This is a genomic window from Pseudomonas sp. SMN5, assembly GCF_052041925.1.
Taxonomy (GTDB): Bacteria; Pseudomonadota; Gammaproteobacteria; order Pseudomonadales; family Pseudomonadaceae; genus Aquipseudomonas.
In genome coordinates this window covers 313,027-325,158 of record NZ_JBKGGX010000003.1, presented here as the reverse complement: position 1 = coordinate 325,158, position 12,132 = coordinate 313,027, and the positions used below count along the sequence as shown (strand labels likewise).

The 12,132-nt window shown below is 63.3% G+C and carries 12 protein-coding genes; 2 read left to right on the top strand and 10 right to left on the bottom strand.

Annotated elements, in window-relative coordinates; all coding sequences use genetic code 11:
- Positions 1-838: 838 nt before the first annotated feature.
- Genes ACLEJR_RS04795 through ACLEJR_RS04780 form a run of 4 tightly spaced genes read right to left on the bottom strand, consistent with a single transcriptional unit; the run spans position 839 to position 3,111 of the window.
- Positions 839-1,396 carry a DUF4136 domain-containing protein gene (locus ACLEJR_RS04795; RefSeq protein WP_440812469.1) on the bottom strand — a complete coding sequence of 186 codons (558 nt, stop codon included), beginning with the start codon at positions 1,394-1,396 and terminating at the stop codon, positions 839-841.
- A 21-nt stretch (positions 1,397-1,417) separates the two neighbouring features.
- Entirely contained in the window at positions 1,418-2,035 is a 618-nt protein-coding gene (locus ACLEJR_RS04790) for a DUF4136 domain-containing protein (protein ID WP_440796599.1), read from the bottom strand.
- Positions 2,036-2,059: 24 nt separating this feature from the next.
- Entirely contained in the window at positions 2,060-2,809 is a 750-nt protein-coding gene (locus ACLEJR_RS04785) for a methyltransferase domain-containing protein (RefSeq protein ID WP_440796598.1), read from the bottom strand.
- A complete protein-coding gene (locus tag ACLEJR_RS04780) occupies positions 2,806-3,111 on the bottom strand; it encodes a MazG-like family protein (protein ID WP_024780720.1) in 306 nt (101 codons plus the stop codon). The genes ACLEJR_RS04785 and ACLEJR_RS04780 overlap by 4 nt, the downstream gene beginning before the upstream one ends.
- 164 nt (positions 3,112-3,275) lie before the next feature.
- Between ACLEJR_RS04780 and ACLEJR_RS04775 the strand changes: the two genes are divergently transcribed.
- Positions 3,276-3,569 (top strand): hypothetical protein, encoded by a 294-nt coding sequence (locus ACLEJR_RS04775; protein WP_440796597.1) that lies wholly within the window; start codon positions 3,276-3,278, stop codon positions 3,567-3,569.
- A gap of 232 nt (positions 3,570-3,801) precedes the next feature.
- Positions 3,802-5,151 (top strand): MATE family efflux transporter, encoded by a 1,350-nt coding sequence (locus tag ACLEJR_RS04770; protein WP_440796595.1) that lies wholly within the window; start codon positions 3,802-3,804, stop codon positions 5,149-5,151.
- A 4-nt stretch (positions 5,152-5,155) separates the two neighbouring features.
- On the opposite strand, the gene ACLEJR_RS04765 is transcribed toward ACLEJR_RS04770, so the two are convergent.
- The 6 genes from ACLEJR_RS04765 to ACLEJR_RS04740 all read right to left on the bottom strand — a co-directional run bounded on the left by ACLEJR_RS04765 (position 5,156) and on the right by ACLEJR_RS04740 (position 11,975).
- Positions 5,156-5,947, bottom strand: a complete 792-nt coding sequence (locus ACLEJR_RS04765; protein WP_440796594.1) for a DUF4123 domain-containing protein — start codon at positions 5,945-5,947, stop codon at positions 5,156-5,158.
- A complete protein-coding gene (locus tag ACLEJR_RS04760) occupies positions 5,944-7,236 on the bottom strand; it encodes a contractile injection system protein, VgrG/Pvc8 family (protein ID WP_440812467.1) in 1,293 nt (430 codons plus the stop codon). The genes ACLEJR_RS04765 and ACLEJR_RS04760 overlap by 4 nt, the downstream gene beginning before the upstream one ends.
- A 445-nt stretch (positions 7,237-7,681) precedes the next feature.
- On the bottom strand, positions 7,682-9,595 hold the full coding sequence (speA, locus tag ACLEJR_RS04755) for an arginine decarboxylase (protein ID WP_440812464.1): 1,914 nt from the start codon (positions 9,593-9,595) through the stop codon (positions 7,682-7,684).
- 211 nt (positions 9,596-9,806) lie between these two features.
- Positions 9,807-10,178 (bottom strand): translation initiation factor Sui1, encoded by a 372-nt coding sequence (locus ACLEJR_RS04750; protein ID WP_440796591.1) that lies wholly within the window; start codon positions 10,176-10,178, stop codon positions 9,807-9,809.
- Positions 10,179-10,346: 168 nt separating this feature from the next.
- A complete protein-coding gene (locus ACLEJR_RS04745; protein WP_440812461.1) occupies positions 10,347-10,904 on the bottom strand; it encodes an NUDIX hydrolase in 558 nt (185 codons plus the stop codon).
- Between the two features lie 3 nt (positions 10,905-10,907).
- Positions 10,908-11,975: a DUF2333 family protein gene (locus ACLEJR_RS04740; protein WP_440796589.1), complete on the bottom strand. Its 1,068-nt coding sequence runs from the start codon at positions 11,973-11,975 to the stop codon at positions 10,908-10,910.
- Between the last annotated feature and the right edge of the window lie 157 nt (positions 11,976-12,132).

The window sequence follows — 12,132 nt, the reverse complement described above, 5'->3', positions numbered from 1 at the left end:
GGGGGTCAGCTTGGAGCTATGTAGAATGTGCCGCCCTCATCGCGAGCAGGCTCGCTCCCACAGTCGATCTCGGGTGTCCATTGATTCAGCGCTCACCACCATTCCTCTGTGGGAGCGAGCCTGCTCGCGATAGCGGTGGGTCAGCTTGCCTCTGTGCTGAATGCTCCGCCGTCTTCGCGGGCAAGCCCGCTCCCACATTAGATCTCGGGTGTTCACAGATTCAGCGCTCACCACCATTCCCCTGTGGGAGCGAGCTTGCTCGCGATGGCGGTGGGTCAGCATGCCTCTGTGCTGAATGCGCCGCCGTCTTCGCGGGCAAGCCCGCTCCCACAGTCGATCTCGGGTGTTCATGGATTCAGCGCTCACCAACATTCCCCTGTGGGAGCGAGCTTGCTCGCGATAGCGGTGGGTCAGCTCGCCTCTGTGCTGAATGCGCCGCCGTCTTCGCGGGCAAGCCCGCTCCCACAGTGATCTCGGGTGTTCACAGATTCAGCGCTCACCACCATTCCCCTGTGGGAGCGAGCCTGCTCGCGATAGCGGTGGGTCAGCTTGCCTCTGTGCTGAATGCGCCGCCGTCTTCGCGGGCAAGCCCGCTCCCACAGTCGATCTCGGGTGTTCATGGATTCAGCGCTCACCACCATTCCCCTGTGGGAGCGAGCCTGCTCGCGATAGCGGTGGGTCAGCTTGCCTCTGTGCTGAATGCGCCGCCGTCTTCGCGGGCAAGCCCGCTCCCACAGTCGATCTCGGATGTTCATGGATTCAGCGCTCACCAACATTCCCCTGTGGGAGCGAGCTTGCTCGCGATGGCGGCGCGTCGGCTTGCATCAATGTTGGAGAGTCACCGCGGTGGATAATTGGCCAGGATCCGCCCCACAGTCTCGCGCACGGCGTTGCTGCGGTCGTTGGGGTTGGGGGAGTTGCTGAGCAGTTGTTCATCGCTGCCGCGCCACACCAGTTTGCCGTCCTTGCCGTCGAGCAGGTCGATCTGCACGGTGGCGACTTTGTAGCTGATGTTGCGGGTCTCGTTGTACATGGGCCCGCCCCAATAGCCATTCCAGGGTCCACCCCAACCGCCGCCATAGTTGGTGGTCACTTGCTGTTGGCGGTCCTCGACGATCAGATAGGCCTGGACCTGCACATCCCCTCGCCCGCCAGACGGCGCCGGACGCAGGCCGCGTTGGTCGAGCTGGTCGGCCACGGCCTGGCGGATCCGCTGTTCGGTCAGGTCGCTCTTGATCCGTGGATCATCGGGGCGGTATTGCAGCGCCGGCTCTTTCCAGCTCCAGCTGCGATACGCCGCAAAATCACGAGTGGTGTCGAAGTCATGGTTGAGCTGGTTGGAAGCGCAGGCTCCCAACAGCAGTGTGAAAGCCAGTACAGCAAGCCGGCGAAACATGATTTTTCTCCGTTGCGTTGATCAACTGGGTGGATAAGCCGCCATGGCTTTTTCCACCGCCTCACGAATGGCATCGGTACGCTCGCTCTGGTTGCCGCGCTGGCTGGTCTCGGCGCTGGCGCTCCACACCGGTTGGCCGTTGCGAGCGTCGAACAGATCGACCCGGACCACCACGACCTGCTCCTGATACGTGCGCACCATCGGCACCGTGTGGTACATGCCATAACCCGGGCCGTAGCGGTCATAGCGGTTATAGCCGCCGTAATAGCCGGCATCATAATCATCCCGGACCTGACGCACGCGGGTCTCCAGGCGCAGGTCGGCGCTGACGAACAGGTCGGCCGATCGGTTGTCGTGCAACGGCCGCAGGCCACGCTGGTCCAGGGCCTCGCTCACCGCTTCGGCCACCTGGGCCGAGTCCGCCCAGGCGGTGCCTGGCGGCAGGCGTCCATTGAGCCAGGCCCAACTGCGATAGCGCCCGTAGTCCCGAGGCGGCGCGGGATAGGCGCTGCGGTCGAACACCGTGGCCGCCTCGGGCGGTGCCGGTGGCAGTGGATTGGACGTGGCGACATAAGGGTTGCTGCCCTGACAGGCCGCAAGCCCCAGGCACAGTAGCAACAACCCTGAACGACTGCTCATTCCGCTCTCCCGATTACGCCCTGATCAACGGGGCCGACAGATCCAGTGCAGGTAACGCCCCAGCCCGGCAAACGCTGGATGGCGACGATGGGCCAGCTCCATTTCCAGCAACTGCGCCAGCTCCACGCGGCCCTGGAACTCCACCGGCATGTAGTCATGAAAAACCCGCACGCCACTCTGGCGTTCGACCTGCCACAGGCTTTCAAGTTGCGCCGCCAATTCCCTCGGATCAAGCGGTTGTTGCGGCGTCAGGCTCTGTTTTTCACCGGCCATGTCGTTTTTGCGCAACTTGCGGAAATGCCCCTTGAGCAGATTGCGATACACCAACGCGTCACGATTGTAGAACGCCAGCGACAGCCAGCCGCCAGGCGCCGTGAGCTGATGCAGCACTGGCAGGATCGCGTGGGGCTCGGCCAGCCATTCCAGCACCGCATGACACAGCACCAGGTCGTATGGCTCGGTCAATTGACCCAGCAGATCCTGCCACGGCGCCTGGATGAACGTGGCGTTCTGGCCGGCTTCGGCAAACCGCTGGCGAGCGCCTTCGAGCATCGGCTCGGCGGGCTCGGCCAGGGTCACCTGATGGCCTCGCTCGGCCAGCCACAACGCCATGTGGCCCAGGCCGGCGCCGATGTCGAGCACGCGCAACGGTCGGTCCGGCAAGGCTTCCAGCAGATCGGCCTGAAGCACCGCCAGACGGATCGCGCCTTTGGCCCCTCCGTAGATTTTCTCGGCAAAACGCGTGGCGAGCTGATCGAAATGACGGTCACTCATTGGCCGAACCGCCGTTCACTGTCGGCCAGCTTGCTGCGTACCACCGCGTCCATGTCCAGCCCCAACTCACTGCATAACAGCAACAGGTACAGCACGATGTCGCCGACCTCTTGCCCGGCGTGGGCCAGCTTGTCGGCGGGCAGTTGGCGCGACTGGTCCTCGGTCAGCCACTGGAAGATCTCCACCAGCTCGGCCATCTCGACGCTGGCGGCCATGGCGAGGTTTTTCGGGCTATGAAATGGCCGCCAATCGTTACGGTCACGAATGGCATGCAGGCGTTCGGTCAGTTCAACAAGGTTCATCGGGTTCTCCTGAATGCCCATAGCTTCGGGGGGATGACGGGGGAAGGCAAGCGCCTCGGTACGAAGCGGCAATTTGCCCCATAATCGAACGATTGCGACCGCTACAGCTCCTACAATCAGGAGCCAGAAGCTCAACCAAAACCCCCTCTGATCAGGATGCACACATGCAGGTAGAAAGCTTTTTCGAATGGCTCGGCCAGGCGCTCGGTTCGGTGATCCGGTTCATCGTCGACCTGCTCAGCGGCCTCTTCAACACCCTGGCCAATGCCGGCGGCAATTTCGTCGACGGCCTGTCCCGCGCCCTGGGCATGGACACCTCGATCATCAGCATCATCGCCCTGATCCTCGGGCTGATGCTGCTCTACTCGGCGATCCGCGCGTTCATGCGAGCCTCGATCATCCTGGGCATCATCTGGTTGGTGCTGGGGCTTTGGTTGTTGAGTTGGATTATTCACTAAGCTCACCACCATCCTCCTGTGGCGAGGGAGCTTGCTCCCGCTGGGCTGCATGGCAGCCCCCAAATGAGCTGACGCAATCCTCCAGGCAGACCGCACCAGCCGGTTTTACGACGGCTGCGCCGCCGAGCGGGAGCAAGCTCCCTCGCCACAGGTTTTGAGTGTCTCGTAAGTCACGTATTGGAAACGATAACCCCGGGAACCGGCTACAATCGCGCTCCACCCAGGAGCCTTCATGTCCAAGCTGATCGCCGACTGGCGCGACCGCCTGACCCATCGCCGGGTCTGGGCGTTGGCTGCGCCGATGATTCTTTCGAACATTTCCGTGCCGCTGGTGGCGTTGGTGGACAGTACCGTCATCGGCCATCTGCCCCATGCCCATCAGTTGGGCGCGGTGGCAGTTGGCGCGAGCCTGTATACGGTGCTGGCGTGGGCCATGGGGTTCTTGCGCATGGGCTCCACCGGGTTCGCCGCCCAGGCCGCCGGGCGCGGTGACGGCGCGGCGCTGCGGCAGGTGCTGGCGCAAGGTCTGCTGCTGGCGATGGGGTTGGCGGTGGTGCTCGGTGTCGTCGGTGTGCCGTTGAGTGGCGTGGCGTTGCACTTCATGCAGCCTTCGGCCGAACTCGAGCAATTGACCCGGGATTTTTTCCATACCCGACTGTTCGGCCTGCCAGCGGCGCTGGCCAGTTATGCGCTGGTGGGCTGGTTTCTCGGTGCGCAGAATGCCCGGGCGCCGCTGGCGATCCTGCTGGTGACCAACCTGGTGAACATCGTCTTGAACGTGTGGTTCGTGATCGGCCTGGACTGGGGCGTGATCGGCTCGGCCCGGGCCTCGGTGGTGGCCGAATGGACCGGCGCGCTGGTAGGCCTGGCACTGGCCCACAAAACCCTGCGCGCCTGGCCGGGGCCGATTGCCTGGGCGGCGCTCGGCTTATGGCAGAACTGGCGCCCGCTGCTGGCGGTGAACCGGGACATTTTCATTCGCAGCCTGGCGCTGCAAGCGGTGTTTTTCCTGATCACGGTGCAAGGCGCGCGCCTGGGTGATGCGACGGTGGCGGCCAATGCGTTGCTGCTCAACGGGCTGCTGTTGACCGCCCATGCCCTGGACGGCCTGGCCCATGCGGTCGAAGCGCTGTGCGGCCACGCCATTGGCGCCCGCGACCGGCTGGCCCTGCGCCGCGCGCTGGTGGTGTCCAGCGGCTGGTCATTGATTGCCAGCATCGGCTTTGCGCTGCTGTTCCTGCTCGCCGGCCATTTGTTCATCGACCTGCAGACCAGCATCGCCGAGGTGCGCGACACCGCTTACCGCTACCTGCCTTACCTGGCGGCCCTGCCGCTGATTGCGGTGTCGAGCTACCTGCTCGACGGGCTGTTCATTGGCGCGACCCGCGCCCGGGAAATGCGCAACGGCATGCTGTTGACCCTGCTGCTGACGTTGCCCATCGCCTGGGCATTGCAAGGGTTGGGCAACCACGGGCTGTGGATCACCTTCCTGTTGTTCATGGCCCTGCGCAGCCTGACCCTCGGCACGATCGCCTGGCAGTTGCAGCGACACGACCGCTGGCTTGCATACAGCGGGCAATAACCGCTCAACCCTGTCCGCCCTGCCAATGTCGGCGCAGTTGATCCAGACGCTCGCGTTGCGAACCGTGCACCGGTCCCGGCTGCGCATCGGGGTATTGCAGGCGTAGCCACAGCCAGTCGTCGAGCACCGGCCGCTCGGTGAACCCCAACGCCAAGCCCTGCTGCAAGTCGTCCCAAAGCCGACGATAATCCTGCCCGGTGGAACGGGACCACTGCCAGGCATGCCGCTCCAGCAGGCACAACTGCAGCTGGCTCTGCTGGTGGTCGCTGAGGCTGTGTTCATTTTCCAATGCCGCCACCGGTAATCCCGGATTGGACAACTGCTGCCAACCCTGGCTGCCGATCGCCCGGTCGGCCCAGGTGCCGCCAAACCAGCGCAGCAGGCGGATCGGACCCAGCCAGCAGCTGAGCGATTGCGGGTCGCAACCGTCGAAGAAATAGCTGGCGGTGTGCGGGTTGTAGTAGTTCAGCAGCGCTTTGTGATGCAGACCCAGCGTCACCGTCAGCATGCGCCGCAGATGCACCAGCAGTTGTCTGGCTGGCGCCGGGCTGATCAACAGCAGCCCAGGCCAGGACCGTGGATCCAGATGGCAGAGACTGAGCAGCGCCGGCGACTGGCGCAGATCCACCAACAGCGGGCCATGCTCCCTGACCCCATGCAACTCGGTGCCTTCGAACAAGGCAAAGCGCCGGGCCTCGGCGAACTGCTCTTGCAGCAGCCGTGCGGCCGTGGGTGCGCCCGGTACGTCGAGCAGCAACCATTGAGGCGTCGCCCCCGACATGGCCGCAGCGCTCACGGAGCCACTCGCGTGAGCATCCGACAGGTACACAATGGCTGGGCGCAAGGACTGAAACAGCCACCACCAGGCAACAGGCACAGCAACACCAGCGGCTCGGCACTGCGAATGGCGGACAACAGCTTCGGATCGACCGCCGATGGCAGAGGATCGGGAGACGTCGCGCCAGCGCTGGACTCATCCGGCCGGCCTGAATCGAGGAAGGCGCTGACCAGCGGCCGATCCGGGTCACCTTCGATAAAACTCACCAACACCTCGGTGCCGTCGAGCAGCCTCCCCAGCCCGTCGGCGGCCAGCTCCGGCGCCAGCGGCAGCCAGCAATGGCTGGGACTGGCGCCCTCGCCCTGATAGGCCCAATCGAACTGCACCGCTACCCGTCCCGCCTCCTGCAGCGCCGGCTCGTCCACTTCAACCACCCAGCCGCGCTGCCGGCTCATCATCCGCGGCTTTGCAGGGACCCGCTCGACCACAAACGGAACACCCCATTCAATGGCCTGGAAATGATTGCCATACAGGCCCGCCTGGGCGCGATGCTCGACCTTGGTCAGCAACCAGCGCCGGTTCCAGCCTGCAAAGGAATACCCCTCGAGCGTCAACACCTGGGCGCAATGCAGGGCCGGCAAGTCACTGCGGCCCTGGGCGGCCAGCGCCGATGCCGTATCGGTCTGCACACTGAATGTCCGCACTGCGGGGGCATCCGCATCGCCACCGTAAATCACCTCGCCGGTAGGTGGAAAGCTTGCGCGATGATCAGCGAAAACCAGGGAATGTCCCTGCCGGGTATGTTCGAAATGAAAGTGGATACCCGCCTCGGCGCAGACGCGTTGGAGAAACTGCAGGTCCGACTCCCGGTATTGGGTGCAGACGTCTCGTAACGGATAGTCACCCGTCAAGTCCAGGCACAGGCTGCGTCCGCTGATGCCGTGGGCCTTGAGCACCTGGCGGATGATCTGCGGCACTGAACGGGCGCTGAAAACCCGCTGGCTGAAGCGCTGCGCCAGGCAGGCCAGTTTCGGCCCGATGCGCACCTGGCAGGCGCCTCCTTGGCGAGGTTGGACCAACTGGTGCAATTGGCCGTGGATGCCCTGGCCCCCGCGCCCGAAACTCAACCAGACGCTGCGGTACATCAGGCTTTGCAGATCCAGTGCCGGATCGCCAAGCAACACCTGCGCCTCGAAGACGAAGGGTTCGCTGATGGCTTCGTTGCCAGTAAAGGCCAGGACGACGAAGGGTTCAGGCAGACCGGCAATCTCCAGTCGGAATGATGACTCGCTGGCTGGGTCGGACATCGGCGTTTCTCTACAGGAGGGGCGGCCGGGGATTCTCGCCGAGAGCCAGGGCGGAGTAGAGAGCCGAAGTACAAGTTCGGAAAGGGACTACACGAAATAAGGACAGCACTGCTTAAAAACACCGAGTTACGGAATTAGCAGCAGCACAAATGAGAATGCCCTCCGGGACTATCGGAAAAATCCCGCAACATGCGGGATCGTTTCTGACAGATCGGAGGGCATTGCTGATCCGTTGAAGATGGCGCTGGACTCATCCTGTGGCGAGGGAGCTTGCTCCCGCTGGGCTGCGCAGCAGCCCCAAAACAGGCTGACGCAATCTCTCAGGCAGACCGCACCAGCCGGTTTTACGACGGCTGCGCCGCCGAGCGGGAGCAAGCTCCCTCGCCACAAGGAATCCCGCCACCCTCAAGTGGACAACCCCCTGGCATAGAGGGTTGCAGCATCCTCAGGACGACAGATAAGAAGAACGCGTCAACCCCAGGCGCAAGGCATCCAGGAACTGGGTGCGTTCGGCGGCGCTGATGCGGGCGCTGGCGCACTTGTCGCGGTAATGAGTCATCAGCTCCTCCGGCGATAGGTGCACGTAGCGCAGCATGTCTTCGATGGTGTCGTGGGTCTCGATACCGGCGTGGTACACGCTGCCGTCGGCGTTCTGGTAGATGTTCACCGAGTCGGTGTCACCGAACAGGTTGTGCATGTCGCCGAGGATTTCCTGGTAGGCGCCCACCAGGAAGATGCCCAGCAGGTAGTCTTCGCCAGGGTTGAGGGCATGCACCGGCAGGCTGGTCTCGATGCTCTGCTCGTCGACGTACTGCTTGATCTTGCCGTCGGAGTCGCAGGTCAGGTCTTGCAGTACGGCACGGCGCAGCGGCTCTTCGTCAAGGCGATGCAGCGGCAGGATCGGCAGCACCTGGCCGATGGCCCAGGTGTCCGGCAGGCTCTGGAACACCGAGAAGTTGCAGATGTACTTGTCGGCGAGCTTGTCGTTGAGTTCGTCCAGCACCTGGCGGTGAGAGCGTTGGCGGGCCTTGAGCGAGTTGTGCAGGCGGCGGCACACGGCGAAGTAGCACTGCTCGGCCAGGGCTTTTTCCGCCAGGGTCAGCTTGCCGTCGGCGTACTGGGCGGCTACGTCGCTCATGTAGTGAGTGGCGCGCCAGTAGGTCTCGGTGACCATCTCGATGTCAGTCGGGCCCAGCAGGTCAACCAGCCACTGCACGGTCTCCGGCAGTTGCTCCTTGTTCTCGATCACCGGCACGTCATCGTTGTGTTTCTCGACGTCGGTCACCTGTACCACCAGCATCGCGTGGTGAGCCGTCAGCGACCGACCGCTTTCCGAGAAGATGTGCGGATGCGGCAAGCCCTGGGCGTCGCAGAATTCCTTGAGCATGCCGACCACGACGCCGGCGTAGTCGTCCATGTCGTAGTTGATCGAGCTGGCATTGCGCGAGTGAGTACCGTCGTAGTCCACCCCCAGGCCGCCGCCAACATCGATGTGATCCACCGGCAGGCCGAGGTTGCGCAGCTCGCCGTAGTAACGGATCGCTTCCTTGAAACCGTGCTGGTAGTCGGCCAGGTTGGCGATCTGCGAGCCCATGTGGAAGTGCAACAGGCGGATGCCCTGGTCCAGGCCAGCGGCGCGGAAACGCTCGACCACAGACAGCAATTGCGCGGCCGACAAGCCGAACTTGGACTTCTCGCCACCGGTGTCGGCCCACTTGCTCGACGCCAGGGACGACAGGCGCACCCGCAGGCCCACCTGTGGCTTGACCTTGAGGGAGGTGGCTTCTTCGATTACCAGGCCGACTTCGGACTCTTTTTCGATGACGATGAATACATTGTGGCCCAGCTTCTGGCCCATCAGCGCCAGCCGGATGAACTCACGGTCCTTGTAGCCGTTGCAGACGATGGTCCCGCCCTTCGGTGCCAGGGCCAGCACCGCCAGCAGCTCCGGCTTGGAACCGGCTTCCAGACCGATGGAAACGTTCTGGGTGGCGATAATGTTCTCGATCACCGCCTCCTGCTGGTTGACCTTGATCGGGTAGAGCGCGGTGTATTTGCTCTGGTATTCCAGGCGCGCGATATTGCTGTCGAACGCGCCGGTGAGCTGGCGCACGCGGTCTTGCAAAATGTCCGGGAAGCGCACCAGCAAAGGCAGCGACAGGCCACTCTGGCGCAACTGGTCGACCTGCTCGAACAGGTCGATGGGCGAGCTGCCGGGACCGTTCGGACGGACTTCGACGCGACCGGCTTCATTGATCGCGAAATAACCGGCCCCCCAATGGCGAATCCCGTAAACACTGCGGCTGTCCGCAACTGTCCATTGGCTGCCATCGTCTTTGCGTGTGCGTCGTACGGACATCGAAGTCCCCTATAAAGAAGTCAAAATGCACCATCCGGTCGGAGGCTGGGGCAGTCTAGAGAGTGAAAATGACGAATTGTCTGTCAGCAGGGTAGACCCTGCTGTCAGCGATGAGTTTAGAAACCCGTTCAGAACAGGCTCTGTGAAAACCATGCGGGCGATCCCGTACGCAGGGTCCGGATCCAGCCGAGGGTGGTTTTCACAGAGGCTGCTAGCCGCCGGATTTCTTGGCCTTGAAACCGTGCTTGACCAACTCCGCGAGCAACAGCTCGACGTGGTCACCCTGGATCTCGATGACGCCGTCCTTCAACGCGCCACCGGTGCCGCAGCGTTTCTTCAACGTCGTCGCCAGTTCCTTGAGCGCGTCTTCGGCCAGTGGCACGCCGGTGATCGTGGTCACCGTCTTGCCGCCACGGCCTTTGCTTTCACGGCGCACGCGGGCGATGCCATCACCTTGGGGGATGACGGTCTGTTTGCAGATGCAGGCATCCACCGGTTGACGGCAATCAGGGCAATGACGACCGGCGTCGGTAGAAAATACCAGGCCGCCCAGGGCGGCGAAGGATGCGGCTTTTTTGGCCACCGGCAATCCTCTCGGGAGGACAAAGACTGGTCGAAGGGCAACCTGCCCCGACCGCGAAGCCCCACTCAGGCAGGGGCAGCGCTACTGGACCGCAGACGCGGTACAGCTTGAAAAGTCGCGCAGTGTAACGGCAAAAAGCCGACTTGCTAAGGGCCTATCGGCGCCAATTTATAGCTTCTTTGCGACGCGTTCCCCATGGACCCGCAAATAGCGCTCGAGTGCCGCCAGGGAGTCCGGGCAGTAAGGCTTGCGCTGGATTTCGTCGAGCACTTGTTCGATGGGCAAAAAACGCGCTTCGAGCACTTCTTCAGGTTGCAGGACCAGCGGACCGTCCCACACCGCCGAGAAGGCCGAGCACCATAGGCGGCTGCCGGGATCCTCGAAGTAGAAATGGTCGTGGGCCGTCAGCTCGACGTCGCTCACGCCCAGCTCTTCCGCCAGTTCACGGGCAGCCGACTCGGCGTAGGTCTCGTTCGCCTGGACCATGCCCCCCGCCGCAACATCCCAGAACCCCGGGTAGATCGCCTTGCTCAGGGTGCGCCGGTGCACGCACAGTTCACCGGCGGAGTTGAACAGCATGATGTAGGTGCCGCGGCCGATCAGCCCTCGCTCACGCAGGTCCGAACGCACCAGGCTGCCGAGCAGGTTGTCGTGCTCATCGACCCAAGCGATCAGCTCGGCATCCGAGGCCGCTCGGTGAGCGACCTCCCGGCTGCTGTCATTCATGGATCAGCCCTGGTTGAGTAACTGCCGCAAGTCGATGACCGCCGCGTTGGCCCGGGAAATGTAGTTGGCCATTACCAGCGAGTGATTCGCCAGGACACCGAAGCCGCTGCCGTTGAGGATCATCGGGCTCCAGACCGGTTCCTGGGAGGCTTCCAGCTCACGAATGATCTGCCGCACGCTGACCGTGGCGTTCTTTTTCGCCAGCACGTCGGCGAAATCCACTTCGATGGCGCGCAACAGGTGCGACAGCGCCCAGGCCTGGCCACGAGCTTCATAGAACACGTTATCGATCTGCAACCATGGGGTCTCGACCACCTCTTCATCCACCTGCGGCACCTGGCCCGGCGCCGGGATCTCGGTTTTCAGCGCGGTGTTGAGCTTGACCCGACCGACGCTGGCCGACAGGCGCTGGGACAGCGAACCCAGGCGCGTTCCCACATCCCCCAGCCAGTTGTTCAGGTTGTCGGCCCGGGCGTAGAACAGCGCGCTTTTCTGGCCAGGATCGGACAGGCGTGCCTGGTAGCGGCTCAGGGAATTGATGCCTTCCTGGTACTCCGACTCACTGGAAGGCAGCACCCAGCTGCGGTTATCGAAGTTGAAGCGCGGCTCGGCCTTGGCCAGGTCGGCATCTTCGGCGGACTGGGACTGGGAGCGGGCGAAATCCTTGCGCAAAGCGCGGCTCAAGTCGCGGACCTGCACCAGCACGCCGTATTCCCAGCTCGGCATGTTGTCCATCCACAGGCCCGGCGGGAAGCGGTCGTTGGAAATGTAGCCGCCCGGCTTGGTCAGCAGGGTCCCGGCCACGTTCTTGAGGGTTTCGACGGTGGTGTAGCCCACCACCATTTGCCGGCCATCCTTTTCAGCGGCGGCCTGGGCCGTCTGCTGCACCGGGAACAACGCGGGTTCCTGGCTCCAGTACCAGCCGATGGCGATGGTGACCAGCAGGTACAAGCCGATCAGCGTGGCCAGCGCCCGGCTGAAAAACAGCCCACCCAGGTAGCTGCGGGTGTCCGATTTCGGTTCGGCGGCACGTTCGGGCGCGCTGCCCGCGCGGTTTTTCCAGTCCAGCATGGTGATGTCCCTTCAATCACTTGAGTTCACGGTTCGACCACAACCCTACGTCATCGTGCCTGCCCTGGCGCGCGATAATGCGGCGCCCATCATGCCGGTCGCGACAGGAGAATCGGACAGCCACTATAAAGGAAGCGTTGCCATCGGCCTATGAGAC